This window comes from Asticcacaulis sp. YBE204, from assembly GCF_000495855.1.
Lineage (GTDB): Bacteria > Pseudomonadota > Alphaproteobacteria > Caulobacterales > Caulobacteraceae > Asticcacaulis.
The window spans coordinates 639677-666387 of sequence record NZ_AWGF01000001.1 but is presented as its reverse complement, the minus strand read 5'-3'; the positions used below and the strand labels follow the sequence as shown (position 1 = coordinate 666387).

At 61.4% G+C, this 26711-nt stretch carries 26 protein-coding genes; 15 read left to right on the top strand and 11 right to left on the bottom strand.

Annotated elements, in window-relative coordinates; genetic code table 11:
• The first annotated feature begins 7 nt into the window (after positions 1 to 7).
• The 3 genes from AEYBE204_RS23910 to AEYBE204_RS23900 all read left to right on the top strand — a co-directional run bounded on the left by AEYBE204_RS23910 (position 8) and on the right by AEYBE204_RS23900 (position 6574).
• A complete protein-coding gene (locus AEYBE204_RS23910; RefSeq protein ID WP_023460927.1) occupies positions 8 to 1975 on the top strand; it encodes a tetratricopeptide repeat protein in 1968 nt (655 codons plus the stop codon).
• Positions 1972 to 2955 carry a UDP-glucuronic acid decarboxylase family protein gene (locus AEYBE204_RS23905; RefSeq protein WP_023460926.1) on the top strand — a complete coding sequence of 328 codons (984 nt, stop codon included), beginning with the start codon at positions 1972 to 1974 and terminating at the stop codon, positions 2953 to 2955. The genes AEYBE204_RS23910 and AEYBE204_RS23905 overlap by 4 nt, the downstream gene beginning before the upstream one ends.
• A 262-nt stretch (positions 2956 to 3217) precedes the next feature.
• Positions 3218 to 6574 carry a TonB-dependent receptor gene (locus AEYBE204_RS23900; protein WP_023460925.1) on the top strand — a complete coding sequence of 1119 codons (3357 nt, stop codon included), beginning with the start codon at positions 3218 to 3220 and terminating at the stop codon, positions 6572 to 6574.
• Positions 6575 to 6949: 375 nt separating this feature from the next.
• Here the strand turns inward: AEYBE204_RS23900 and AEYBE204_RS23895 are convergent, their stop codons facing one another.
• Together AEYBE204_RS23895 and AEYBE204_RS23890 are read right to left on the bottom strand one after the other, a co-directional pair.
• Positions 6950 to 8248 (bottom strand): leucine-rich repeat-containing protein kinase family protein, encoded by a 1299-nt coding sequence (locus tag AEYBE204_RS23895; protein ID WP_023460924.1) that lies wholly within the window; start codon positions 8246 to 8248, stop codon positions 6950 to 6952.
• A gap of 3 nt (positions 8249 to 8251) precedes the next feature.
• The gene (locus AEYBE204_RS23890) at positions 8252 to 8959 is read right to left on the bottom strand and encodes a peptidylprolyl isomerase (protein WP_023460923.1); all 708 of its coding nucleotides are present in this window, start codon (positions 8957 to 8959) and stop codon (positions 8252 to 8254) included.
• 169 nt (positions 8960 to 9128) lie between these two features.
• Here AEYBE204_RS23890 and AEYBE204_RS23885 point away from each other — a divergent pair, with 169 nt between their 5' ends.
• Complete coding sequence (locus AEYBE204_RS23885; RefSeq protein WP_023460922.1) at positions 9129 to 9791, top strand: M15 family metallopeptidase; 663 nt, start codon at positions 9129 to 9131, stop codon at positions 9789 to 9791.
• 3 nt (positions 9792 to 9794) lie between these two features.
• On the opposite strand, the gene AEYBE204_RS23880 is transcribed toward AEYBE204_RS23885, so the two are convergent.
• Positions 9795 to 10157 (bottom strand): hypothetical protein, encoded by a 363-nt coding sequence (locus tag AEYBE204_RS23880; RefSeq protein ID WP_023460921.1) that lies wholly within the window; start codon positions 10155 to 10157, stop codon positions 9795 to 9797.
• 123 nt (positions 10158 to 10280) lie between these two features.
• On the opposite strand from AEYBE204_RS23880, the gene AEYBE204_RS23875 reads away from it, so the two are divergent.
• The 8 genes from AEYBE204_RS23875 to AEYBE204_RS23840 all read left to right on the top strand — a co-directional run bounded on the left by AEYBE204_RS23875 (position 10281) and on the right by AEYBE204_RS23840 (position 15454).
• Positions 10281 to 10772 carry a hypothetical protein gene (locus AEYBE204_RS23875; protein ID WP_023460920.1) on the top strand — a complete coding sequence of 164 codons (492 nt, stop codon included), beginning with the start codon at positions 10281 to 10283 and terminating at the stop codon, positions 10770 to 10772.
• Complete coding sequence (locus AEYBE204_RS23870; RefSeq protein WP_023460919.1) at positions 10772 to 11269, top strand: hypothetical protein; 498 nt, start codon at positions 10772 to 10774, stop codon at positions 11267 to 11269. Before AEYBE204_RS23875 ends, AEYBE204_RS23870 begins: the two co-directional genes overlap by 1 nt.
• Positions 11269 to 11781, top strand: coding sequence for a hypothetical protein (locus AEYBE204_RS23865; RefSeq protein ID WP_155908216.1), 513 nt, complete (start codon positions 11269 to 11271; stop codon positions 11779 to 11781). The genes AEYBE204_RS23870 and AEYBE204_RS23865 overlap by 1 nt, the downstream gene beginning before the upstream one ends.
• A complete protein-coding gene (locus AEYBE204_RS23860) occupies positions 11781 to 12212 on the top strand; it encodes a hypothetical protein (RefSeq protein ID WP_023460917.1) in 432 nt (143 codons plus the stop codon). The genes AEYBE204_RS23865 and AEYBE204_RS23860 overlap by 1 nt, the downstream gene beginning before the upstream one ends.
• A gap of 1 nt (position 12213) precedes the next feature.
• Positions 12214 to 12447 (top strand): helix-turn-helix transcriptional regulator, encoded by a 234-nt coding sequence (locus tag AEYBE204_RS23855; RefSeq protein WP_023460916.1) that lies wholly within the window; start codon positions 12214 to 12216, stop codon positions 12445 to 12447.
• A 132-nt stretch (positions 12448 to 12579) separates the two neighbouring features.
• Positions 12580 to 13542 (top strand): TraB/GumN family protein, encoded by a 963-nt coding sequence (locus AEYBE204_RS23850; protein WP_023460915.1) that lies wholly within the window; start codon positions 12580 to 12582, stop codon positions 13540 to 13542.
• A 75-nt stretch (positions 13543 to 13617) separates the two neighbouring features.
• Positions 13618 to 13986 (top strand): hypothetical protein, encoded by a 369-nt coding sequence (locus AEYBE204_RS23845; RefSeq protein ID WP_155908214.1) that lies wholly within the window; start codon positions 13618 to 13620, stop codon positions 13984 to 13986.
• Positions 13987 to 13990: 4 nt separating this feature from the next.
• On the top strand, positions 13991 to 15454 hold the full coding sequence (locus AEYBE204_RS23840; protein ID WP_023460913.1) for a methyl-accepting chemotaxis protein: 1464 nt from the start codon (positions 13991 to 13993) through the stop codon (positions 15452 to 15454).
• Here AEYBE204_RS23840 and AEYBE204_RS23835 read toward each other — a convergent pair.
• A complete protein-coding gene (locus tag AEYBE204_RS23835; protein ID WP_023460912.1) occupies positions 15441 to 16388 on the bottom strand; it encodes a family 43 glycosylhydrolase in 948 nt (315 codons plus the stop codon). The genes AEYBE204_RS23840 and AEYBE204_RS23835 overlap by 14 nt on opposite strands.
• Positions 16389 to 16504: 116 nt before the next feature.
• Positions 16505 to 19546 (bottom strand): sugar-binding domain-containing protein, encoded by a 3042-nt coding sequence (locus AEYBE204_RS23830; RefSeq protein WP_023460911.1) that lies wholly within the window; start codon positions 19544 to 19546, stop codon positions 16505 to 16507.
• A gap of 285 nt (positions 19547 to 19831) precedes the next feature.
• Between AEYBE204_RS23830 and AEYBE204_RS23825 the strand changes: the two genes are divergently transcribed.
• On the top strand, positions 19832 to 21823 hold the full coding sequence (locus AEYBE204_RS23825) for a protein-disulfide reductase DsbD (protein ID WP_023460910.1): 1992 nt from the start codon (positions 19832 to 19834) through the stop codon (positions 21821 to 21823).
• A gap of 51 nt (positions 21824 to 21874) precedes the next feature.
• Here AEYBE204_RS23825 and AEYBE204_RS23820 read toward each other — a convergent pair whose 3' ends face one another.
• The 5 genes from AEYBE204_RS23820 to AEYBE204_RS23800 form a co-directional block, all read right to left on the bottom strand.
• Positions 21875 to 22363 carry a hypothetical protein gene (locus AEYBE204_RS23820; RefSeq protein WP_023460909.1) on the bottom strand — a complete coding sequence of 163 codons (489 nt, stop codon included), beginning with the start codon at positions 22361 to 22363 and terminating at the stop codon, positions 21875 to 21877.
• 47 nt (positions 22364 to 22410) lie between these two features.
• Entirely contained in the window at positions 22411 to 22848 is a 438-nt protein-coding gene (locus tag AEYBE204_RS23815) for a DUF1178 family protein (protein ID WP_023460908.1), read from the bottom strand.
• Entirely contained in the window at positions 22845 to 23669 is an 825-nt protein-coding gene (locus AEYBE204_RS23810; protein WP_023460907.1) for a carbon-nitrogen hydrolase family protein, read from the bottom strand. The genes AEYBE204_RS23815 and AEYBE204_RS23810 overlap by 4 nt, the downstream gene beginning before the upstream one ends.
• A gap of 1 nt (position 23670) precedes the next feature.
• A complete protein-coding gene (gene grxC / locus AEYBE204_RS23805; RefSeq protein WP_023460906.1) occupies positions 23671 to 23925 on the bottom strand; it encodes a glutaredoxin 3 in 255 nt (84 codons plus the stop codon).
• Positions 23926 to 24009: 84 nt separating this feature from the next.
• Positions 24010 to 24867, bottom strand: coding sequence for a ComF family protein (locus tag AEYBE204_RS23800; protein WP_235068046.1), 858 nt, complete (start codon positions 24865 to 24867; stop codon positions 24010 to 24012).
• Positions 24868 to 24888: 21 nt separating this feature from the next.
• On the opposite strand from AEYBE204_RS23800, the gene AEYBE204_RS23795 reads away from it, so the two are divergent.
• A complete protein-coding gene (locus tag AEYBE204_RS23795; RefSeq protein ID WP_023460904.1) occupies positions 24889 to 25773 on the top strand; it encodes a class I SAM-dependent methyltransferase in 885 nt (294 codons plus the stop codon).
• Between the two features lie 74 nt (positions 25774 to 25847).
• The gene (locus AEYBE204_RS23790) at positions 25848 to 26225 is read left to right on the top strand and encodes a hypothetical protein (protein WP_023460903.1); all 378 of its coding nucleotides are present in this window, start codon (positions 25848 to 25850) and stop codon (positions 26223 to 26225) included.
• On the opposite strand, the gene mutT is transcribed toward AEYBE204_RS23790, so the two are convergent.
• Positions 26226 to 26624 (bottom strand): 8-oxo-dGTP diphosphatase MutT, encoded by a 399-nt coding sequence (gene mutT / locus AEYBE204_RS23785; RefSeq protein ID WP_023460902.1) that lies wholly within the window; start codon positions 26622 to 26624, stop codon positions 26226 to 26228.
• Between the last annotated feature and the right edge of the window lie 87 nt (positions 26625 to 26711).

Here is a 26711-nt window from a genome sequence, read left to right as displayed (position 1 = left end):
GGTTCCCATGACCGTTATCGAATTGATTCAGGCCGCCGAAGCCTTGCGTCTGCGCGGCGATCCTGCCGCCGCCGCCACGCTGTACGAAGGCTTTATCGCCGACCAGCCCGACGAGCCCCTGATCTATGCGCTTCAGTTCAATCTGGGGGTTTTGCTGACCGATGCCGGGGCGCTCGACGGGGCGCAGGCCGCCCTTGAACAGGCCATCAGCCTCAACCCTGAATTCCTGCCCGCCTATATCAATCTGGGTCGCGTGCACGAACGGCGGGGGCGCAGCGATCTGGCGGTCACCCTGTGGCACCGCATGAACGAGCGGCTGTCGCCGGTAACGGGTCAGGCCATCACGCACAAGGTCATGGCGCTGAACCAGACCGCCCGCGTGCTGGAGGCCGCCCATCAGGACGAGGCCTGCGAGACGGCCCTGCGCCAGAGCCTCGACCTCGACCCCACCCAGCGCGAGGCCGTCCAGCACCTGATCGCCGCCCGTCAGCGGCAATGCGCCTGGCCCATCGTCGAGCCGTTCGAGCGCGTTGACCGCGCCCGTCTGCTCAAGGGCATGTCGCCGCTGTCGGCCAATGCCTATACCGACGATCCGCTTCTGCAACTGGCGCTCAATGCTCACTACAGCGAAACCGATGTCGGCCTGACCGAGGCCGAGCCGGTCACCCGCCATTTCGCCGCCCAGCAAGGCCGCAGCGACGGACGCCTGCGCATCGGTTACCTGTCGTCGGACCTGCGCGAACACGCCATCGGCCACCTGATGTACGAAGTGCCCGGTCTGCACGACCGGCAAAAGGTCGAGGTCTTTGCCTATTATTGCGGCATCCCCGCCGGGAACGACCCGATCCACGCCCATTACCGCGACACCGTCGATCAGTTCGTCGATATTTCGCAGATGGACGACGCCACGGCGGCCCGGCGCATCGCCGACGACGGCATCCAGATCCTGATCGACGTCAACGGCTATACCCGCGACGGGCGCACCAAACTGCTGGCCTTGCGCCCCGCACCGGTCATCGTCAACTGGCTGGGCTTTCCCGGCACGCTGGGCAGTCCGTATCACCACTATATCGTCGCCGACGACTGGATCATCCCGCCGGACAGCGAAATCTACTATTCCGAAGCGGTGATGCGCCTCCCCTGCTATCAGCCCAATAACCGTCAGCGCCTCGTCGCCGACCACCGCCCGACGCGCGTTGAGATGGGCCTGCCCGAGAACGCGACGGTGTTTTGCTGTTTCAACGGCACGCACAAGATCACGCGTTTCACTTTCGAGCGCTGGCTGGATATCCTGTCGCGCGTGCCGGACAGCGTCCTGTGGCTCCTCAGCGGTTCGGACACCTCGCATCTGCGCCTCAAGGCTTACGCGCAAAGCCGGGGCATCGATCCGGCGCGTATCGTCTTTGCCGCCAAGCTGCCCAACCCGCAGCATCTGGCGCGCTATCCGCTGGCCGACCTGTTCCTCGATACCACCCCTTACGGGGCGCATACCACCTGCTCCGACGCCTTGTGGATGGGGGTGCCGGTCCTGACCCTGAGCGGGCGCAGCTTCGCCTCGCGCGTCTGTGGTTCGCTGCTGCACGCCGCCGGCCTGCCGGAACTGGTTACGACCGAGGCGGCGGACTTCGTCGATCTGGCCGTGGCGCTGGGCCGGGACCGGCCGCGCCTCAACGGTTTCAAGACGCGTCTCGCAGCGACGCGCGACACCTGCACCCTGTTCGATATGCCGCGTCTGGTGCGCCATCTTGAAGGCCTCTATGCCGAGATGTGGCAGGCGTGCCGCGACGGCACCCTGCCGCAGCCGGACCTGAGCAACCTCGATACCCTGCTCGATATCGCCGCGACGCGCGATCACGAGGCCCATGAGACCCAGACCCTCGACGATTACGAAAACCACTGGCGGCAGTTGATCTCACAACGCCACGCCCGACGTCCCGTGCCCTTCGACCACCGCCTGTGGAGGGCGCCGCAATGAAAAAGATACTGGTCACCGGCGGCGCCGGATTCCTCGGCTCTCACCTGTGCGAACGGTTGCTGGCGCGCGGCGACGACGTGCTGTGCGTCGACAATTTTTTCACGGGGCAACGCCGCAATATCGCACACCTGATGGGGCATCCGCGCTTCGAATTCCTGCGCCACGACGTCACCTTCCCGCTCTATGTCGAGGTCGATGAAATCTATAATCTCGCCTGCCCGGCCTCGCCGGTCCACTACCAGTTCGACCCGGTTCAGACGACCAAGACCAGCGTCATCGGGGCCATCAACATGCTGGGTCTGGCCAAGCGCACCAAGGCGAAAATCCTTCAGGCCTCGACCAGCGAGGTCTATGGCGACCCGGAGGTGCATCCGCAGCCTGAAACCTATTGGGGCCGCGTTAATCCGATCGGGCCGCGCGCCTGCTACGACGAGGGCAAGCGCTGCGCCGAGACGCTCTTTTTCGACTATCAGCGTCAGCACGGCGTCGATATCCGCGTCATGCGCATCTTCAACACCTACGGGCCGCGCATGCACCCCGACGACGGGCGCGTCGTGTCGAACTTCATCGTTCAGGCCCTCAAGGGGGACGATATCACCCTCTATGGCTCAGGCGAACAGACGCGCAGCTTTTGTTATGTCGACGATCTGATCGCCGGCATGATCGCCTGCATGGATATCGACAGCACCGTCGCCGGCCCCATCGACCGGCCGATCAATTTCGGCAATCCGTCCGAAATCTCCGTGCATGATCTGGCCCGGCAGGTTCTGGCGCTTACCGGCTCGACCAGCCGCATCGTGCATCGCCCTTGCCCCATCGACGATCCACGCCAGCGTCAGCCCAATATCGATCTGGCCCGCAAGGCGACCGGCTGGCGTCCCACCACGGACCTGCGCGAAGGCCTGCATCGCACCGTAGCCTATTTCCACGATACGCTGGTGATCGAGGGCCACGAGTCCCGAACGCAGGCTCAGGCCTGAGACCGCAATCCCTTGAACGTATCAATACTGACATCTATTAAGTAACAAAAAGACACTTTAAATACAGAATGGACATATTCCGTTCCATAAATACAACCCGACAGCAACAAGCAGCGGCAAGCCCGATATTCATCTGTTTTTAGATTGAAAATTTCCGCTTTACGTCCAGCATATTCCCGACGCGGGTCATCGCCCGACGCAGATGACACCGGTATCAAAAATAAGCATCGGCCCGTAAGCCGAGCCTTTAGGGAGAGACGCAATGAGGAACACCCCCGTTCATCCGGGCGCGAAGTCGCGCCCCAAGTCACAGATTATTAAAACCAGCATTTCCTATCTGGCCTTCGCCGGACTGCTGGCGGCCTCCGGCGTTCAGGCTCAGGACGCCACGCCCGCGAAAGCCCCCGTGAAAGCCGATGACGACACGACGACCGTCGTCGTGACCGGCTATCGCGCCAGCTTGCAAAGCGCGCTGAATACCAAGCGCAAGGCCGACGTCATGCTCGACGCCATCAATGCCGAGGATATCGCCGACTTCCCCGACGCCAACCTCGCCGAAAGCCTGCAACGCATCCCCGGCATTTCGATCGACCGCGACAATGGCGAAGGCCGCACCATCACCGTGCGCGGCCTTGGGGCCGATTTCCAGCGCACGCGCATCAACGGCATGGAGGCCCTGTCGACCGCCGGGGCCAACGATTCCGGCACCTCGCCCAACCGCTCGCGTGCCTTCGACTACAATACCTTCGCCTCGGAACTGTTCAACTCGCTGACCGTGCGCAAAACCGCCTCCGCCGAAACCGACGAAGGCGCGCTGGGGGCGACCATCGACCTGCAAACCGCCCGCCCGTTCGACTACAAGACCGACACCTACGCCTTCTCGACCGAAGCCGCGTGGTATCAGAACGGCGACTATTACAATCCGCGCATGACGGGGCTGATCTCGAAGCGCTGGGCCGACGGACGTCTCGGCTGGCTGGGCTCGATCGCCTATTCCGAGCGCGACACCAATTCCGATCAGTACCGCCGTCAGGCGGGCCAGTCCGACTACACCTATCGCGGCTCGACCTGGGCGACGGCGGAAACGCCCTACCGCGCCGGTTTCGCCGCCCCCACCGGAACAACCTTCGGCACGGCCATCACCAATGCGGCCTATCTGGCGGCGGTGACCGGCTCCGATGCCACGGCCTACAACAACCTCTATCCGGGCTGTTCCACCGCCACTACAGCCACCGATCTGGCCTGCGCCAATTCCACCGTGCGCATCCCGGCTCTGGCGCAGATCCAGCAGCAGAAGATTCATTCGCAACGCCTTGGCATCACCTCGTCGTTCCAGATGAAGATTTCCGACAATACCAAGGTCTCGATCGACTATCTCGGCTCGCATTTCGAGAACGAAAGCACCTATTACCAGATCCAGACCGTCGGGCTGAACCGCAACAACACCAATGCCGGTCTGGCGACCGCGACCGCCTCGACCGCGCGTGCTACCAAGCGCGGCTACTATCCCGGCACCTGCACCTATGCGGCGGAAACCGAGCTGGCGGCGGGCACCGACTGCGGTCAGGCGCTCTATGGCACGAATCTCGCCACCAATATGTGGTACAGCTACAACCCCTACAATCTCGACGTTTACGACTATTACAACAACCCGGCCTCGGTCGGTTATGTAGCCTCGACCGACGGTCTGGCCATGCGCACGGCCATGATCGGTCGTCCGGCGGTCAAGGTTTTGGCCTCGCACGTCAACAGCGCCGGGATCGCCGATTATCTCCAGCTTCAGAACGTCGACTGGCGCTCCGGTGCCGATCAGAATTCCTACACCACCGACTTCAATCAGGTGTCGTTCAACCTCGATCACCGCTTCAACGACCGCCTGAGCATGACCATGATCGTCGGGGCGTCGAAGTCGGTCAACAAGAACACCGGCTTGCTGGTCGAGTTCAACAAGCTCGATTCGCAAGGCATCTTCACCTACGATGAGCGCGGCGGCGGCTCCATGCCCGTCTTCGACCTCGGCTTCAATGCCGCGGATTCGAGCCAGTGGAGCATCGTGAAGGGCATTTCCGGCATGCGCCATTATCAGCGCAATGTCGAGAACACCTATTCGGGCCTCAAGACCGACTTCAAGTACGACCACAACGACGCCCTGACCTTCAAGTTCGGCTTCAATGACCGCGAATACGGCTTCTCGACGGAGATGCGCGAGCGCAATAACGATCTGCTCAATCCGACCGAAAAGGAAGCCGGCGTCAGCGTCGCCTCGCTGGGTCAGATCATCAATTTCGGCCAGGGCCTCGACCTGTCGTCGGGGACGGCGACCAGCTTCTTCGCACCGAATATCGAGGCTTTCAAAGCCGTGTTCGGCTTCGATTGCGACTGTATCAACAAGTACGGCGACTGGACCCTGACCAGCAAAAAGAGCTCGCGCGAGACCTATTCGGTGACCGAAAAGGACACCGGCGCCTATACGCAGGCCGATTTCCGCGCCGCCCTGTTCGGGCGCGATCTGTCGGGTAATTTCGGCGTCCGCGTCGTGCGCACGAAGGTCGATGCCGAAGGCGCCAACTCGGTCGGTCGCCGCATCGAGGACAGCAATGAGTATACCGACACCCTGCCCGCACTGAACCTGTCCTACGACGTGGCGCAGAACCTGAAGATCCGCGTCGGCGCATCAAAAGTCATGTCGCGGCCCAACCTGTCCATGCTGTCGCCCAGCGTCTCGGCGATCAGCATCCCCAACACCGGCTCCACGACCGGCGCGACCATGACGGTCGGCAATACCAAGCTGAACCCCTACCGCGCCACCAATTACGACCTGAGCGTGGAATGGTACTTCGCCAAGGGCAGCATCCTGTCGCTGGCCCTGTTCACCAAGGACATCCAGTCCTATCCGCAGACCGTGCTGTACAGCGCGCCGCTGTCGACCTTCCTGACCGCCGACTCGATCGCCGCGCTCAAGCTGCAATACGCTACGGGCAGCGTCGCCGACAACTATGCCCTGGCCTATATCAACGGCGATTACGAAGTCACCGCACGCCAGTACCGCGACGCGCCGGGCGGTACGCTTAAAGGCTGGGAGTTCAACTACGAACAGCCCTTCACCTTCCTGCCGGGCGTGCTGAAAAACACCGGCCTGCGTCTGAACGCCACGCATATCGATTCCGAGCTGACCTATATCCTCGATCCGGGCTCCTCGACCGTGGCGGCGACCTATGGCTCCGGTCCGTGGCTGGGGGCGTCGCCCAACGCGGTCAACTTCACGCTCTACTACGAAGACCCGAAGCTGTCGGCGCGCATCTCCATGTCGAAGCGCGAAGGCTATTACACGACCTACCCCATTGCTTCAGGGTCGTGCGCCGCGGGTACGGTGACGTCGGGCACGGCGGCGTGCGACTCGCCGCTGGTCAACGACTTCGAGGGCAGCCAGGGGACGACCAATGTCGACTTCTCGTCGTCCTACAAATTCAGCAAGCGCCTTTCGGTCTCGCTCGAAGGCCTCAACCTGACCAACCAGACGACCAACCGTCAGGCCTATTACGCCAACGGCTCGCCCGTCGTCAGCCAGTACGCCTCGACCGGCATGCAGGTGACGGTAGGCCTGCGGTACAAGTACTAGAGACTGTTTGGGAAGTCGGCGGTTGAGCGCCCGTGAGGGATTTTTTTCGATCCGCAAGGCGGAAACGAAGCCTCGATGTGAACATCGGGGCAAGTTTCCAACACGGCGGGCGGAAACAAAGACCCACGGGAGCGACCCGAAGACTTCCCAAACAGTCTCTTACAACTCCGGCTCCCTGTTACAGCCATCGGCTGCGCAAGCTGGTACACTGAGGACGGCGCTAAGGCGCTGTCCTCTTTTTTGGCTAAGTCGGTGGATGCGCGGCCTCTACGCACCGGCCAAATGAAAAGGCAAGGCCGTATCTTGTGCTGGTTTAGCACTTTAGAGATCGCGCGCCAACCGCAACTCAGGTCATCAAAAATGCTAAAGCCAAGCTTACAATAATCGAGCACATTCCCTTTCAATTTCTGCGAATAACGGACGTTGCCGAGGGTTCAAATGCAGGCACGCACTCCCCAACCGGCCAAGCGCTTCCGTCTGTTCACTCTGCTCCGCACAGCGCGCGATCAACTCCTCCAGCAAACACCCGAACGCGCGAACTTCGATGCGCTGCAAGGCCGCCCCGTCGACGCTTTCGGCGTCATAAAGCGCTGCACCGCCGAAATCGCCGAGTATGGCATATCCCTTACCATCGTGCAGGATATTGTGGGCATAGAGATCGCCATGCAACACGCCACGCTCATGCAGATGTCGCGCCGCCGAGGCAATGCCATGCGCCATGCGTACCGCCGTCGTTGCATCGAACCGTACAGTATCGTCATAGACGTCGCGGGTGCAGGTCGCAAAACTGGGCGGTCCGGCCAGGGTCATAAAATCGGCTTCGATCAGGTCCATGACCAGACCTTGTCTGCCTTCGGGATGACCGGTTATGCGCCCTCGCACCGGGATCAGGTTCGTATGCCGTCCCGTGCGCAGCGACGCCGCCATTTCGCTTTCGGGCAGGCCGTCGCTGGTCACGGCCCCCTTGAACAGCTTGGCTGCCACGGCCTCGCCCTTGTGCAGCGCCCGGTATATGACACCGGAAGCCCCCTCGCCTAACGTCGGTCCTACGTCCACATCGGCCCACGCCACGTCGCTGTCGGCGTTCGCCAGCACCTCGGCCTCGATCCCGGCGGTCAGGGGGTTGCCGGCCAGAGCCAGCCACGACAGGCGCGGCAACGTAAACACCCACCTCGGCAAGGCTTCGAACCGGTTGGCCGACAAACGCAGCAATTCGAGCGCCTTGCAATTAATCATTGATTCCGGAAGTAAGGATATTTTATTTCCGGCCAGCATGCATTTTTGCAGCGCGGCACAGTGCCCGATTTCCTTCGGTAAGGTCTCGATCGCATTATCGGTCAGGATCAGCCAGCGCAGGTTGACCGGCAGCGCGCTCCCAGGCACGTCTCGAATGCGGTTGGCCTTGAAACCGATCATGGTTAGGGCCGGACAACGCCCCAGACTTTCCGGCAGAACGGTAAAGGCATTATTCGAACAGAACAGAATGCGCAGCCGGTGCAGGCGATGCATATCTTCCGGCAGCGCCGACAGTCCTGTCCCGTTCAGATCGAGGATTTCCAGCGTGTCGGCAAGGTCGAAAATGGCGTCAGGAAAAACGTCCAGCGGTTCGCGCAATTGCAGATGCGTCACCCCGGCCAGCAGCCCGGCGTGCAACTGTTCCAGGGTTTGCAGCATGCTTTAATCCAGCCGCTTGGCCGACAGAATCTTCACCGGTTTTTCAAGCATCTGACCGGCCCAGCCACCTTCCTTGGTAACCTTGGAAATGCGGCCGTTGAGGATCTTGCGCACGATGCTCATCCCCGACACCACGCGCCCGAAGGCGGCATAGCCGAGATTGTCGCCCGACGGGTCGCGTCCGGCGTCCATATAGCTCATATCGCCGATCGAGATGGTGAATTCGTTCGATGCAGTCCCTACCGCATAGCGCGCCGTCGACAGGGTACCGTTGGTGTGCGACAGGCCGGTTTTCGTCGTGGCTTCGTGCGGGATCGGCGGGAATTTGTGCCCGGTCGCCGACATCTGGATAAAGCCTCCCCCATCGGCAGCGCCCGATTTCATGGCGCGCCAGAACTCGGCGTCGGTGAACTTGCCGGCATTGACGTATTGCAGGAAATTGGCGGTCGAGATCGGCGCGTGCTTGCCATCCAGCTCGAACAGAATTTCACCCATCGAGGTGGTCAGGCTGACGCGCACCGTGTCGGGCGGCGTCGGCAGCTTGACCGAGGTGATCCCCTCCGAACCATCCGCCTGGGGCTTTGGTGGTGCGGGCGGCGGGGCCGGTTTAGCCGCAGGCTTCGGCGGTTCGGGCTTTTCGCAGCCTGATAAGGCGCTGGCAACCAAGGCCGCGCCGGTTACAATCAATCCGCGTCGTTCGATGTCACTCACCGGCTATGTCCTCTGCTGCCTGGTTACCCAGTATCGGAATTTTCAGGCGTCTGGCAAGCGCGCTTCGAGCCATGTTCCGCGCATATTGCCGCCATTTTGCTGCGCTATAAGCCTTACCTCCCTCAGTAAACCGTAAGCGTAAATGACAGCGTTCCTTTCGCGGTATGTAATGCCGCTCGTGACTCTTGCCGCCTTCGGCGGTCTTGTGGCCTGCACCGCACAAATGCCGCTCACCCAATTTCAGACCGTTATCGACTCCCTTGAGACCCGGACCCGCGAGGCCTTTCCGCGCTATGTCGATTGCCGATCGGCCTATGGCGACCCCGCTCTGACCGCCACGTCGGGCGAGGTGCGCGCCGATCCGCAGTGGGAGGCCGACAATCTCGTCATGGTCAAACTGCCGTGGAAAGCCCATGCGGCCTGGAGCCCGAAGATCGCCATCCGCAGCCTTCAGGTCCACCGGCTGGCGGCGCCGTCGCTGGAGCGTGCGCTGGCGGCGATCTGGGCGCAGGCCGGGCAGAATCAGGGCGAGATCGAGCGCGTTGGGCTCGATGCTATCGGCGGCGGCTACAATTTCCGTCCGATCCGCAAGAGTCAGGGATCCTCGGCGACCCTGTCTACCCATGCCTATGGCTGCGCCGTCGATTTCGACCCGCTGCGTAACGCGCTGGGCGATACGTCGCCGAACCTGTCGGCGGCGGAAAACCGCTATGTCATCGAGGCCTTCCGCGCCGAGGGCTGGGTATGGGGCGGGCATTGGCCGCATCCCGACGGCATGCATTTTCAGGCAGCGCGCATCGCAGTGGCCGACGATACGGTCGCAGCCAGATAGTATTTACTGGACAATGGCGCGCGAGGCCGGTTGCGGTTGACGCATCCGGCCTTCCGCATAGTGCGCGATCAGCACCAGCACCGCCGACAGCACGCAATGCAGGACGATAAGCGTCATATTCACCTGAAGGAAGACGGCAAACAGGATGAACAGCGTCAGGAACATCCCGGCCTTGCGGCAGCGTCTTTGCGCGTGGGCGTTGCGCGCGATGACGGCCCCCAGAGTCGGCAGGATATAGATCAGGATAATGACCATGAAGGCCATGTTCCATCCCGGTTGCAGCCGCGGGAACAGGATGAGGCCCCACAGAACGGTCAGGCCTGCGAGCAAGGCGATCTGAATATTACGAATGGTGTCCAGCGACATGACGGTTCCCCCAGAATACGATGCGGTAATTTTATACGGCTTCTGCGGCGTGTGCAAACAGAACTTGACTTTAAGTTTTATTTAAATTTATATACCCCTCATATCAATTAGAGAGGGGTTCATATGTCCATATCCAAATTACCGCTCGATGTGATCGGCGTCGCGACCAAGGTCGCCGTAGGCCTGCTCGTGGCCGGACTGGTCGTGGAAAAAGCCGCGCCGCTCAACGACATGCACCCCGATCCGTTCGTGCATGTGTCGCTCTTGACGATCAGCATGGCTTTGCCGCCGTTCTGGATCAGCCTTCTGGCGCCGATCTGTTACCTGTGCGCCCTGTGGTCGGCCTCGAACGTTTTCATGCGGCTGCATAAGGGCGAAGGGTTCGGGGCGTCGGTCGTCAAGGGCCTCAAGGACGTCGGTTCGAACCTGATCTACGGCGCGGTGGCCGCCATCGTCATCATGCCGACCCTGACCGTCATGTTCGAGGACCGTTTCCGCGGTATCCGCTACGACTTCGCGATCGAGCCCCTGACCATCGGCCTTATCGGCCTGATGCTGTGGCTGATCACCCAGGCCGGCGCGAAGCTGCAAACCGAGATGGAAAGCTACGTCTGATGCGCCTCATGTCAGTCAGCCTGAAATGGCTCGTCGGCTTGCCCGTCGCGGGCATAGCCCTCCTTACCCTCGTCCAGTTGCCTAAACTGTGGACGCTGGTCGGTCAGCGCCCCGATATTTTCGGGCTGGCGGTCCTGCAAGGCGGCCTGCCCCTGCTGCCCTATGTGTTTTTCGCCGCCGCCCTGTGGTTCGCCGCCGACATGATTGGCCGGGTCCGCCCCGATATGCCGCTGGAACCGGTGCTCATCCGTGGCCTTCGCCGGGCAGGCACCGGCCTGATCCTTGGTGGTATGGCGCTGGGGCTCAAGGTTAGCCCGTGGGTATGGACCGAGATCTATAACAATACCGGTCCTCAACCGCCGGGTACGGCCAACTATGTGTTGTTCGCCCTGGTCGCCGGATTGATGGGCGCGGTCTTGATCGCTGTGGCCGGGCGCATCCGGCATCTTCAGACCGCACGTTCTGCGCTGCAAAGCGAACTGGAGCAGTACGTCTGATGGAGTGGTCAAAACCGACGACGCAATCAGGCGCACGTTTTACAGGCATTATGTTCAGCCTCATCGGCCTGTGTCAGATGTATCCGATATTCAATAGCCAGAAGCATGAACTCATTACCGCCTTCAAGGCTGCGGCCCTGGAACCGTCAGGCCCCCTATTCGACAAACTTGTTTGGATCAGCGTCGTCGCGCCGTGGCTGTTCCTCGCCGCGGCCCTATGGCTGTTTGCCACAGCCGTCAGCTATAGCGACAAGGCCATGCTGTTTGGGGCCCAAAACGCCCGGCGCATCGTTTTAGGCGGCATCTTATTGCTTCTCAGCAGCTTTGCTTCCATGGGCGTGCCCCTCATCGCCCGATTTCTGACAGAGGGCCGACTACACCTGTCGGTTAACTACACCGAAGGGCTGGGCACCTGCTTTCTGGCGTTAGCCATCATAACCCTCGGCTTTAACGGCAACGCACTATTCCAGCGTCATCGTCGCGACAAAACCATTCTGGACGGAATCATCTGATGAACGATCATTATTACGGCAATGGCCCGATCAAGATATTCATTGCCCGGCTTGTAATGCCCGTATTGCTGCTGGCAGGTGCATGTATGGATATCCTTATCGTGTCAAAAACCGTGCCGGACATTCACGACCTTGCCGCAGCGAAATCCCTGGCAGAGCTATTCCCTGCCTTGTTTTACGCCGCCGCACTCTGGTTCGGGTCAGGTACGATCATCTGGAAGAAAGATGCTGACAAATTCATTCTCTCGTTCAAGAGAGCCTGCCAGTGCCTGGTCCTCGGGGGCTTGACCACCTTCTATTTTGAGAAATGGATCATATCCGACGACGCTTTCAATACGAGCGGTTTCACGCTTTTTGTGATGGGCGGGATGTTTCACCTCGCCGCAAACCAGTTGAAAATATTCAAATCGAAATCGGACGGTTTCGTCTGATATGCCCATAAATGTAACGCTCGACGTCCTGCTGGCGCGGCGCAAGGTCCGGGCCAAGGACCTCGCCGCGCAGGTCGGCATCTCCGAAACCCAGATGTCCCTGCTGCGTACCGGCAAGGTCAAGGGCCTGCGCTTCGAGACCTTGTCGAAGATATGCTTCCTGCTGGAATGCCAGCCCGCCGATATCATCGAATACCTGCCCGACGAAGGCGATCTGAACGCGAAAGAAGAATAACTCACCCTGCCCCATTGCGGTCACGGTGTTGCGGTTTATGCTTTTTGATTGTCGCGATATTATTGCCGAAAACCGCTCACACTTTTCGGCATATCGCTCCATATTGCAGCGCAAGATCGTGAGGACTTGACCATGCCGATGCTCAAAACCACCCTGTTCGCGTTCTCTCTGGCCTGTCTCGCCCACTCAGCGGCGGCGCAGGAAACCGTCACCGCCGCGCCGCCGGTGCCCGAAGGTGAAGAATGGATCACCGAGGTCACCGTCACCGCGCGCCTGCCCGGCCCGGCCCTGTGGAAGGTCAAGAAGGGCGACTCCGAGGTCTATATTCTCGGCGCCATGCCGGTCATGACCAAGCGCGTGCCGTGGAATTCCAAACGCGTCGAACGCGTCATGGGCGTATCGAACGTGTTGCTCACGGCACCCGAAGCCAAGGGTGGACTCATCGGCATCACCAAGCTGCAATTGAACAAGGGCCTGCCGATGGGCAAGACTCTCGATCAGGTCCTGCCGCCCGATATCCTCAAGCGCTTCAACGCCATCGCGGACGCACACGGGCTGGATAAGAGCCGGTATCGCAAATCCGCCCCCCTGTGGGCCGTGGCGGCCCTGCGTCAGGACGTCTATGACAAAGCCAATATCGCGACGCGCGACCCGGAAAAGACCCTGCTGCGCTTCGCCAAGGATCAGAAGCTGAAAACAAAACCGGTCGGCACCTTCTCGGTCGCCAAGGCTATCGGCCGCATCGATGCCTTTACCCCGGCGCAGGAAATGGCCTGCGTCGCCGCAGCGCTGGACGAAATCGAATTCGCCACGACCCATTCGCGCGCCGCGACCGAGGCCTGGGCCAATGGCGACCTTAAAACCGTGCAGCGCCTGTCGCCCGACTCGGCCCTGCTCGCCTGTCTCGAAGGTTCGCCCAACACCTCGGCCATGCTCGGCAAGACGGTGACCCAGACGGTCGAGTCCATCGATACGGCGCTGAAAACCCCCGGCAAGAGCCTGATCGTCCTGCCGCTCTCGTCGCTGCTGGTCAAGGGCGGCGCGCTGCAACAGCTTGAAGCGCAGGGCGCGGTAATTACGACGCCGGAGTTATAGAACACATCGTATTTTCAGGCTTTTTTAACCACAGCGGCGTTATGTGGAGAAAACACCTGAGCACCATGTCCCCGTATGCGTAACCCCTTACCAGCTCCCGATTCCGCCGCACCACTTGGCCCGAACCTCTGGGTGGTAACCGGTGGCTTTGCGCTTTGTCTGCTGGGACTGGTCGTCAACGGCCTGAGCCCGCAGCCCGGCGACTCCGTCGCCGTCCTCGCCTCGCCGTTTGCTCCACCCCAGACCACTGGCCATGTGGTCGCCCGCTCCGGCGGCTGGTTCGAAGCCACGACCCTGTCCGGGCATATCGTGGTGGCCCGCTCGACCGACCGCCAGTTCATAAACACCCTGTACACCAACGGCGCGTGGCTTGTCTTCAATCCGCGCGTCCTGACCGGCTGCCGCCCGAATCCCTCTCCCCCAGTCTCGATCCCCAAGGCCTGATCCCATGCACGCTCTTCTCACCCTGCGCAGCCAGTTCGGCAAGGCCCTGATCGGCTATCTATGGTTCAATCTGGCGGTGCTGCTGATCCTGCCGGTGGCTTTCCATACCGGCGTACCACTGCTTATGCCGCTGATCACCGGCGGCCTGATCTGCGCGGGCGCGACCCTGATCTGGTGGAACGACCGCGACGGTCCGACAACGCGCATCGTCACCTCTCTGGCGCTGGCGGCCATGGTTGGGCTGATGGTCTATGTCTTCGACGGCCATACCTATCAGATCGACATGCACATGTATTTCTTCGCCGCTCTGGCCCTGATCGCGGGCTGGTGCGACTGGCGGGCGCTGGTCGCCTATTCGGCCCTGATCGCCGTGCATCATCTGGGGCTCAACTTCATCCTGCCCGCCGCCGTTTTCCCGACCAGCCAGCCGGACCTGCTGCGCGTCGTGCTGCACGCGGTGATCCTCGTCCTGCAAACCAGTCTCCTCGTCTGGCTGGTCATGACGCTGGAGCGCAGCTTCGCCGAGGCCGACGAGGCACTGAACGCCGCCCACGCCGCCGAGACCGAGGCGCGCGACCTGTCGGCGCGTCAGGACCACATCAAGGAAGAGGAACTGCGTCGCATCCGTGAACGCGATACTCTGGCCGGGGCGCTGATCGACCGCGTGCAGGACCTGACGCGCGGCTTCAACCACACTTCACACGAAATGGCACAGGCTGCGGCTTCGTTGAGCGACAGCGTCAAGCGCACCAACCATGCCGCCGCCTCGGTCACCGATACGGCGCGCTCGGCCTCCGACAATGTGCAAACGGCTGCTGCCGGGGCCGAGGAACTGGCCCACTCTATCCGTCAGATAAACGATCAGGTGGCGCATTCCGCCGCAGTCGCCGCCTCCGCCGCTGAGGAAGCCGCCGCGACAAACGACAATATCAGCGTCCTGACTGGCGCGGCGGCGCGCATCGGCGATGTCATCGAGCTGATCCGCGCCATCGCGTCGCAAACCAACCTGCTGGCGCTCAACGCGACCATCGAAGCCGCCCGCGCGGGCGAATCCGGCAAGGGGTTCGCGGTCGTCGCCACCGAGGTCAAGTCGCTGGCCACCCAGACCGCGAAGGCGACCGATGAGATCGCCGAGAAGGTCAATGAAATCCAGTCGGCGACCCACATTACCGTCGCTTCCATCGGACGCATCGTGGCGACCATCGAGATGATCCGCGCCTCGACCGCCGCCATCGCCGGTGCCGTCGAGCAGCAGGGCGCGGCGACGCAGGACATCGCCAGCAACACCGTGCGCGCCGCGTCGGGGACCACCGAGGTCAGCGATCAGATGACCACCGTTTCGCACGGTGCGCAGGAAACCGGCGTCGCGTCTGAGCAACTGCGCGGCCTGTCCGACGCCCTGGCCGATCAGGCGCTGGCGCTGGAAACCGAGGTCGCCGCCTTTATCGGCAAGCTCAAGGCTGCGTAGTTTTCTTTAACACAACCTGACGGATCGAACCATCGGCATTGTAGTCCAGAGGCTCGATGGCGATCGAGCGGCGGTGGCTGCCGCCGCCCGGCAGGAGGTTGTCGTGGTAGAACAGCCACGACTTGCCCTTGTGTTCGATGATCGCCTGATGGTTCGTACTGATGGTCAGGTAATCGAGAATCACGCCGCGATAGTCGAACGGCCCGACCGGTGAGGTCGACGTCCCGTAGACGATCTGACCCGGCCAGCCAGTCGAGAAGCTGAAATAATACAAACCATTACGCTTATGCAGGAACGGCGCTTCGCCGTATTTTTTCTTCGGGTCGTCGGAAGGATATCCCGTCACCACCACATCCATGATCGGGCCGCTGGTCGAGACCATGTCTGTGTTGAGTTTGACGACCTTGGGCACACGGGTGCCGAAGAACAGATAGGCCTGCCCGTCGTCGTCGATCAGCACCGCCGGATCGATCGGCTCGGCCCCGGCATTGGCGTCGCGCGCCTTGTCGATCAGGGCGTCGGTGCGGGCGTCACGGTACGGGCCTTCAGGCTTGTCGGCGACGGCCACGCCGATTGTGTCGCCACCGATGGGGGCGTAGAAATAGTATTTGCCGTTGCGTGTGGCGGCTTCCGGCGCCCAGGCCTTGGCGTCGGGTTTCGCCCATTTGAAGACCTTAACGTCCAGAAACGCGCCGTCGTCTTTCCACGTTTTCAGGTCTTTGGACGTATAGAGCCGCCACGCCGTCGAGTCCCAGTATTTGCCGGAATTGGACGCGTCGTCGGTGGCGTAGAGATAGAACTTGCCCTTGAAATAGTGCGGCGACGGATCGGCGTTGAAGCGCGGTGAAATCGGCTCGCCCGCCCCGGCACCGGATGCCCATACCGCTGCCAACAGCAGGCCGGTCGAAAACAAAACGCTACGCATCGGTGTCATGCAAAACTCCGGCTGAGATTGTGCCCCAGAGTCTTATTCGAAACCGGAGGCCGTGGAAACGGACAAAAAAGCGCCTCCCCGTCAAGGGAGGCGCAAGTCAAGGGAGAAAGTTACGCTTACTGCTTTTGCGCCGGGCCCTGGATATCGGCTTCGACGATACTGAGGATGTTGCCGGTCTTGACCTTTTCCGCCCCGGTCGATGCGCCGTCGCGGTCGGTCGTCACCTCGATGATATTGCCGAAACCGTCGCGGTCCTGCGTCGCCGAGGTCAGTTCGATGCGCAGGGCTTTCGCCTTTTGCGCCGGGAAATTGAAATCGACATAGCCGAGCGATTTTGCCGCCTCGCCCTTATAGACCTCCTTGCCATCGAGCAGGATGCGGATCGGATAGCTGCGTACGCGCCAGCCGGTCAGGCGCAACGAGACGTTCGACACCGGTTGCGCGTCGTCGAGCGTGTATTCGATCCATGCGCCGTTCGGCGCCCCGTCCGAATTCCATGTCGAGCGTTCGTTGTCGTCGTGCGACTTGGGCGCATCGGCGGCATTCGACCCGGCGGTGATACCGAGCACCTTCACGCCCTTCATGGTGTCGGTATAGGAGGCCGTCAGCGGCGTCGGGCCGCGCGACAGGTTGACCGGCTGCGCATCCTCGGCAAAGACCGTGGACAGACCGTCCTTGACCGCGATAGCCTTGCTCGTGGCCGAAATCGTTGCCGGTTTCAGGCCGTCCGCCGAGGCGGTAAGCGTCACCTTGCCTGCCTTGGTCGTCGAACGGATCAGGACGCGGTTGATGCCGCCCTCGACCGGCAAGACGGGCGACAGGACGTAGTTGGTCGATTTCTTCTTGTCCGCCGAAGTACACTTGCAATCCTGCTGGATTTTCGCATCAGGCTTGTTGGCGTCTGCCCCGCCCTCTTCCTGCGCGATGCCACCCTTCCACACCGCCGCGCCGTCGAGCTTGAAGTTGATTGTGTTGAAGGCGGTCGGGACGCGGTTGCCGTCCTTATCCACCACCTCGACATCGACCAGCATGGCGTCCATGCCGTCGGCGACAAAGCCGCGCGGGCCGGTTACCGGGGTCAGCTTCACCGCCACCGGCGCACCAGTCGTCTTGCGGGCGTCCTGAGACGTCTTGCCGTCCGTATAGGTCGCCACGGCCTTCAGTTCGCCCGGCGCATAGGCCACATTTTTGAAGGTGAACAGGAACCCGTCGGACTTCTCGCCCTTGCCGAGCGACTTGCCGTTGACGAACAGCTCGACACTGTCGCCGTTCGAGGCGACGAAGATGTCCTTTGTCACGCCCGCCGCGTAATTCCAGTGGCCGATGATATGGGTGTGGTAGCCTTCCGAATTGACCCAGCCGTCCCACATGACCTTGTGGACCCACAGGCTGTCCTTGGGCAGACGCATGGCATCGACCTCGCCTGAGCGACGGTAATTATTATCGCCGCGGAAGTGCGAATTGGAGTCCGTAAAGCCGATATTTACGCCGCCGGCGCTGACGCGGTCGCCGGTGCCCGGACGGTACTGATAGAAGTCCCACCAGCGCTTGACGTTCTCCACCGCAATAGTTTCGACATTGCGGTTGTAGGCGGGACTGTCCTTGTGGAACGGCGGGGTGAAGTCGTCCTGATAGGCGCGGGCGGCTTCGTCGCGCGAATATTCCATCGCCCACAGCGGTTTCGACTTCGACTTGTTGATGTATAGCATCTCGCCGCCGTATTCGGCGATTTGCGAATCGAGCATTTCACGCGAGCCGATGACGCGACCGCCGTTCGGGTCGTACTGATCGCGCACGGCCTTCAGCCTGGCCATGTGGTCTTCGGTGATGCCCTTGTTGCCGCCTTCGTAGAACAGGATCGACGGATTGTTACGGTTGTAGATAATGGCGTCGCGCATCAGTTCGACGCGCAGATCGAAGCGGCGGTCCTGCGGATCGCCTTCGGAATCGCCCGCGCCCATGGCCTGAATCAGGCCGAGGCGGTCCGACGATTCGACATCCTGTTTCGACGGCGTGACGTGCATCCAGCGCATCAGATTGCCGTTACCTTCCAGCATCATGTTGTTGCCGAAGTCCGAAATCCACGGCGGCACGGAAACCCCGACACCCGGCCATTCGTTGGTCGTGCGCTGAGCATAGCCTTTCATTAGCAGGACGCGACCGTTGAGCTTGACCTTGCCATCGGAAAAATCGGTCGACCGGAAGCCCGTGCGCGTATCCATCGCGTCGATGACCTTGCCGTTTTCGCTGAGGGTCGTCGTCACCGTATAGAGGTAGCCGTAGCCCCAGCTCCAGAAATTGAGCCCGGTGACCTTCTTCTCGGCTTTCAGCGTCGCGGTCTGTCCGGCGGCGATTTTCGTCTGGCCGCCGTCGAAGGTGGCGACCACCTTGCCGTCGAGATCGCGGACCTGCACGCCATAGGTCAGGGTGCGCTCAGCCGCGCTGTCGTTCTTCACCTCGGATTCGGCGTGGATCGTCGCCGACTTGCCCGCAATGTCGTAGTCCTTGCCGTAGATATAGGCGCCGGTCGTGTTCAGCGACGACCACAGGGGCAGGGTCTGATAGACGCCGCCGGTCAGGTGCAAAACGACCGATTTGTTGATGCCGCCATAGTTGGCATAGAAGTTCTTGTCGGCCCACTGATAGCGCGTGCCGGTCGTGCGTTCACGCGCCGCCCAGTCGTTGTCCACGCGCACGGCGATGACGTTGTCGCCCGCTTTCATCGCCTTCGAGATATCGAAGCCGAAGGCCATGACGCCGTTTTCGTTATAGCCGATCTTTTGACCATTGACCCAGACGTCGGCGATGTGGCGCACGCCCTCGAACTCGATCAGGACGTGCTCCGGCTTTGCACCGGCCGGTAGCTTAAAGTGCTTGCGATACCAGGTGATGCCGGTCTTCTGCTCGTGGATATCCGAGGCGAAGGCCTCTTCCTCGTTGAAGGCGTTCGGCAGGGTGACGTCTTTCCACGTCTTGTCGTCGAAGGCGGTCTCCGACGCCCTGGCATCGTCGCCGGTTTTCATCTTCCAGCCCTGATCGAAGCTGAAGCTCTGGCGCGGCGACGGCACCGCGACGGAAGCGCGATGCGCGAAAGCCGGTGCGGCGAGCGCGAGAACGGATGCCGTGACCTGAGCGGTCTTAAGCCATTTGGAAGTCAAAGCCGTGATCCTCTATTCCGGCAGCGATTATATCGCCGCACCCCTTGCGTCTATTTTTGGTCAACCAATAAAGCAATGACCATTTTTGATTGTTCGACCAATCATACGTAACGCAAAGCGCGTTCCGTCGCAAGCCGCGCGTTTTTAAACAAATTCGTGCGTCTTCATTTTATCCAAGCCAAATCCTTTATCCGACCGTATAAGACCGTGTGATTTTCGACGGGTGATCAGGTGCGTAGATTTTTAGCTTCTATAATCGCGTTTTTTGCCCTCACCGGCGCGGCGATGGCTGAACCCGTCAAGACCGCGCATCTGACCACCGAACTGATCGCCGAGACCACCGTCACAAAGGGTGGTGAAACGTGGCTGGCCATCCGTCACGTGCCGGTGAAAGGCTGGCATACCTACTGGCAGAACCCCGGCGATACAGGCCTTGCCCCACGCGTGACCTGGACGCTGCCGGTCAATGTCGAGGTCTCTGACCTCGTCTTCCCGACCCCCGATGTGCAGCCCTATATGGGCCTGACCAACTATGGCTACAGCTCTGAGACCTTCATTCTGGCCAGGCTTTCCAATGGGTCGGCCCTGACGTCGGGTATATTGCCGGTAAAGGCGCGCGTCGATTTTCTCGTCTGCGAAAAGGTCTGCGTGCCGGAAACGGTCAATCTGTCGCTCGACCTCAAGGTCACCGGCACCCCGGAAAAACTGAACGACTTCACCAAGGCGCGCGCCGGTTTGCCGCAGACCGTGCCGGTCACCGGGACCTATAAAATCGACGGCGAGACCCTGACTCTGGGCGTGCTTGCTCCCGCGGGTTCGACCGATTTTACCCATCCCGGCGGGGCCTATCTGTTCCCCGTCGAAGGGGGCATCATCGACCCGTCGGCACCGCAAGCCATCGAACTCGGCCCCAAGGGGTTCAGCGTCACACTGAAAATCAAACGCCCAAGTTCGACAAACGTCGAAGGGCCGTTCGCGGCGGTTATCAAATTCGCCTCTGGCCGGTCCTATGCCGTCACCGTCCCCTTGGGTGAGTTACCCTCCGGAACGTCCGGCCTTGGCCGTCCCGCCGCCGCCCGACCGGACATCAACATCGCCGGAGTGCTGACGGCGATGGGGCTGGCCTTTGTCGGCGGCCTGATCCTCAACCTGATGCCATGCGTGTTTCCCGTCCTGTCGATGAAGCTTCTGGCGCTGGCGCGCGCCGGACACGAAGGCGCCGCCGGACGGCGCGAATCGCTGTTCTATGGCCTCGGCGTGCTCCTGACCTTTAGCGTGCTGGGTCTGGTCCTGAGCGTGCTGGGCTCCGCGCTCGGCTGGGGCTTTCAGTTGCAGTCGCCGTGGGTCACCGCCGGTCTGTCGCTGTTGCTGCTCGCCGTGGCGCTCAACATGTCAGGCCTGTTCGAAGTCGGCTCCGGCCTGCAATCTCTGGCGGGTGGCCGGTTGAGCGGTAAAAACGCCGATGTCACTGCCGTCCTGACCGGGGCTCTGGCTGTGGTCGTCGCCGCACCCTGTACCGCGCCGTTCATGGCCACGGCTTTGGGCGTCGCTCTGGCACAGGGCGGCGTGGTCAGTTTCATCGTCTTTCTGGCGCTCGGTGTAGGGTTCGCTTTGCCCGTCATCGCGCTCACCTACCTGATCACCTATGTCCCCGCCGTGGCTGCCAAGATGCCGCGGCCCGGCCCGTGGATGGACCGTCTGCGGCTCATTCTGGCGATACCGATGTATGGCGCGGCGCTGTGGATGGCGTGGGTCTTCGCGCAACAGGTCTCCGGCTGGGGCTTGTTTGCGCTGGTCATCGCGCTGGCCCTGCTGACGGCTGGATTATGGTGGCCAAAACTGTCGCTGCCGTCGGTTCTGCGTCCGGTGTTTCTGGGGCTGTCGCTGATCGTTGCCGCGGTCGCCGCCGTGCAAAAACCGGAGGTCGCGACAGCGGTTACGACCGACCACGAAGTCTTCTCGACCGCGCGCATCGCCGAACTGCGCGCACAGGGTAAACCGGTGCTGGTCAACCTGACCGCCGCCTGGTGCGTCACGTGCAAGGTGAATGAGCGGCTGGTGTTCGAAACCAAGGCGTTCAAGGACGCCCTGAACCAATCGGGCACGGTCTACATGGTGGGCGACTGGACCAATCAGGACACAGCGATCTCGCAATATCTCAGCCAGAATGGCCGTTCGGGCGTGCCGTTATATGTCTATTACGGGGTGAACAATGCCGAGCCCGTGGTACTGGGTCAGTTGCTGACAGCAAAGGATGTGGTGAACATTCTAAAGTAAGATTTGACCACGGACGGCCACGTTTCCGTGGCCGTCCGTGGTCAAAACAACCTACTTATCGCCAAACTCGATGATGCAATCGAGGCCTGAATCCGCCGTCGCGGGCGTGACGATGACGTCGATATTATCGCCCAGCAACAGGGCCATATCGTTCAGCGCACTTTTCAGTTCGGATTCGGTGGTGGCCGCCTGAATGGCCTTCAGCTTAATCGGCAAATCGAGCGACACACCCATCAGCACGCACTTCAGATCATTGTCCGTGCCGCGTTTTTTGAGGTCCAGATGCCCTTTCAGATCGCGCGCCGACAGGTCGGTAATCGCCTCGGCATATTTCGCGAACCCCGGTTGTGACAAGAGCGCCAATGACGGCGTCTTGGCAAACCCCTCTGTCGTCGTTTTGAGCTTGTCCGCGTCCTTGACGATCGTCGCATAGAACGGTTCGCGCGACAAAGGGTTCACCGCAGTGGCGGTTACCGGCAATTGCGCGCAGGCGGTTACGGGCATCACAACAAGGGCAGCGATCAAGGCAAGGCGTTTCATGGCGGTCTCCGTTGCACCTCTTATGCAAGGTCTCGGCCAAGAATTCGTTAATTCAGCGCTTTCGATTTCGGCGCGGGCTTATCCGGTGCGGCGGGCAGCGGCGTGATCGGCACGCCGTCCTCAACCAGTTCCCGGATTTCCTCGCGGCTGGCTTCACCATAGATGGCGCGTTCAGGCGCCACGCCGTCGTGCATATCGCGCGCTTCTTTGGCAAAGCTGTCGCCGACATAGTCGAAGTTCTGCTCGACGTGTTTGCGCATCTTGTGCAGCGCTTCGCGCATGGCCTTGGCCGCATCGCCCTGACGCGCTTCGGCGGTTTCAGACGTGCGCACCATCGGGGCCATGATCGCCTTATCGACGTGCAAAGAGCCGCAATGGGGGCACTCGATCAGCGCCTTCGCCTTCTGATCGTCAAAGGCGGTCGAATTGGAAAACCACGCCTCGAATTCGTGATCGAATTCGCATCTGAGGGCATAGCGGATCATACGCGTACAAAGGTCCTGTCGTGTTGCAGTTGCGGGATCGCCGCGCGGGCACGGGCGACCTCGGCCAGATCGATATCGGCGATCAGCACCGCCGGATGGTCGTGGTTTAGGTGTGCAATGACCTCACCCCACGGATTGACGACCATCGAATGCCCCCAGGTCTTTCGGCCATCCTCATGCTGCCCGCCCTGCGCCGGGGCGAGGATAAACGCGCCGGTTTCGATAGCACGCGCACGCAACATGACCTCCCAGTGCGCCTGACCGGTCGGCACGGTAAAGGCCGCAGGGACCGCGATCATTGCTGCGCCGGCCTGCGCCAACGCCCGATGCAGATAGCCAAATCGCACGTCGTAGCAGATGGTCAGGCCCAGCCCGCCGAACGGCGTCTGCGCCACGACAGCACGGTCGCCACCCTTGACCGAAGCGCTTTCGCGGTAAACCTCGCCGTTCGGCGTCGTCGCGTCGAACAGATGGATCTTATCGTAGTGGGCCGCGATCTCGCCATTGCCGTCGAAATAGAGCGTGCGGTTGACCGCGCGCTCTTCGCCTTCGTTCGGCGATTTGACGATGGCTGAACCGAGCAGAGTCGGGACGCGATAACGCTTCACCAGAGCCTGAACGCCCTGCACGCAGGCATCGTTTTCCAGCGTCGTGACGACCTCTGCCTTGCGGTCCTTGCGCTGCTCCATCAGGTTCGAGCATTCCGGCGTCAGGATCAGTTGCGCACCCTTGGCCACCGCCGTCTCGAACAGCGGCGTCAGGTGTGCCAGAGCCTGATCCGGGCTGCCGGGCGTCGTCGTCTGGAGAAGCGCGATCTTCATCCTATGCCGCCAGCAGCGGGTCCAGACCGCCGCGCGAATCGAGCGCCATCAGGTCGTCGCAACCGCCGACATGCAGGCCGTCGATGAAGATTTGCGGATAGGTACTGCGGCCCGAGCGTTCGTTCATTTCCTTGCGCAGGGCCGGGTCGTTCGAGGCAACGATTTCCTTGAATTCCACGCCCTTGCGGTCGAACAGCGACTTGGCGCGCTCGCAATAGGGGCAGTAGGGCTTGGTGTAGATTTCGATATGGGCCATGAGTCACTCGTCAAAACGCAACAATGTCATAAACACTTATATAGGCAAGGGCTTGTAAGTTTTAAAGAAGGCTGTGTGGCGCGCTTATAACAGTGAGGTAGGGACTGCGCGGGCCAAAACCAGCACATCGACCTGCCGCGCCCCGGCCTTGAGCAGTTCTGTCGCGCAGGCCGATAGCGTTGCGCCGGACGTGAACACGTCATCGATCAGCAGCACGTGCCGGCCCCGTAAACGGCGCTGCCCGGCGGGCGTCACGTCGAAGGCGTTTTTCACGTTCTCATAGCGATCCTCGCGGCGGCCTTTGGCGGTGCGCGCCAGACTGCCGCCCTGCTGATGCGTCGGGCGCACGCGGCGCAAACCGTCGGGTTCAAAGTCTTTGTGGAACGCCCGCGCCAGAGGACGGGCCAGTTCGGCGGCCTGATTGTAGCGCCGCTGGAACAGGCGATCGACGTGCAACGGCACGGGCACAATGACGTCGATGTCGGGCATAATCCCGGCCCCGGCGCGCGACAACCAGCCGAGCAAAACGGGCCGTAAATCGAGCCGATCAGCGTGTTTGAAAGCGAGGATCAGCCCTTTCGACGCCTCGCCATAGATACAGGCCGCGCGACCGCGTTTGAACGGAAACGGCGTCTTCGTGCAATCGTCGCACAGCGCGCCTGCGCCCAGATGCAGGCCGCCCTCGAACGGTCGCGCGCACATCTCACAGCCATCGTCGCCGAGAAAACGGATCGCGGCCCAGTCCCCGGCATTGAGCCCGGACGCCAGAACCGAGACCGACGGCCCCGCATAGTTGCGGATATCGGGATCGTGACTGAGAGGCTGACGCGGATAGATCAGGTCGAGCGCCAGCACTGCCCCCGCGCGCAAACGCGGCCCGATGGCGTGTTCATCGAGAAACGTCTTAACCTTTTCCGGCAGATGGCCTATGGAAAGCGCCACATTACCCCCCATGTTGTGACCATGACCAGTGCACCCCGTTTATTCGATCGTCAACTGCTGCGCCGCCGGATCGGGCGCGCCGCCAGCGGATTTTCAGCGGCAAATTTCCTGAAAACCAGATCTATCGAGGATATTCTGGACACTTTGAGCGCCGTCAACCGGCGGTTCGGGACAGCGCTGGAGATAGGTTCGCGCGACGGCAGCCTGCGTCGCGCGCTGCTGGAAAATAGCTTAGTTTCTGAAAAAATTGACTTTATCATAGAGACAGACCTGTCCGATCAGAACATAGGACAGGTCGTTCTCGATGAAGAGGCCCTGCCCTTCGGCGACGATACGCTCGATCTGGTGGTGTCGGCGCTCGCTTTTCATTCTACCAACGATCTGCCGGGGGTTCTGGTGCAGATTCGCAGGGCTTTGCGGCCTGACGGTCTGCTGATCGCCTCGCAATTCGGCGGCGAGACCCTGCGCGAACTGCGCACGGTGCTGATGGAGGCCGAGCTGGAGGTCCGCGGCGGCAGCGGCGCCCGCATCGCGCCGTTTGCCGAAAGCTATGACTGCGTTGATCTGCTCAAACGCGCCGGGTTCAACATGCCGGTTGTCGATACCGACAAGGTCGTCGTGGCCTACGCGCATCCGCTCAATCTGCTGCGTGACCTGCGCGCGATGGGTGAGACCAATATCCTGCACGACCGCCCGCGCAAAGGCCTTAACCGCGCCATTCTGAACCGGGCGTTCGAGCTTTACGCCGAACGCTTTCCGCATCCCGAAGGCGGTGTCCGCGCGACGTTCGAGATCATCACCCTGTCCGGCTGGACACCGCATGAAAGCCAGCAAAAACCGCTGCAACCGGGTTCCGCCAAGGTGCGTCTGGCCGATGCGCTGAGCGTGAAAGAGGGACGACTGTAACCTCTCAGGGTTTGTAAGTAACGCCGTTGTCAGGCGCGTGGTAGGCAGGATAACCCCTTTCCCGGAGCCGTCATATGTTCCTTCGCCATACGCTTTTCGCCGTCGCCGGTCTGATGCTCGTTCCTGCGAGCGCCATGGCGGATACCGTTTATAACGACGCGGTCTTCCTCTATGAACTCAATCTGAAGAACGTGAACGTCCAGCTTCAGGGCGCGTCGGCCTTTGCGGACCTGGGGAATATACCGGACATGTGCAAGAGCCTGAACAATGCGGCCTTCTCGCTGGACAAAGCTTCGGGCAATCTCGACAAGGCCGAAAGCGCCCCGGTCGATGCCGCCGACAAGACCCGCATGACCAAGACCGAACTGGATACGGCTCGCGCCACAATGAAGACACGCAGCGGCAAGCTCGCCGCCATCATCAGTGGAAACTGCCCCGCGAAAGCACCATAATCAGAGAAAATCGACCAGATAGGCCACCAGCGGCGCGTCGGCGGGTGGCATGGGATAGTCTCGCAGATCCTTGGGCTTGACCCATTTGAGCGCCGTGTGCTCGATGGCGCGGACCGTGCCTTCCCAGCGGCGGATCAAATACAGCGGCATCAGCAAGTGAAACGTCTCGTAGGTGTGGGAGGCAAAGACGAACGGTGCCAGACAGGCTGTTTTCGTCGTGATGCCCAGTTCTTCCTCAAGCTCGCGGATCAGCGCCGCTTCGGGGGTTTCGCCCGCTTCGACCTTGCCGCCGGGAAACTCCCACTGTCCGGCCAGCGACTTGCCTTCGGGGCGCTGGGCGATCAGCACGCGGCCATCGTTGTCGATCAAAGCCGCCGCGACGACGAGTACGGTTTTCATGAGTTATCGCATCCTATGTTACCGCATGGCCGCTTGCACGACCCGAAACCCTTGTCTATCCTACCCCGGCAAACTTTCCGAGGGGGA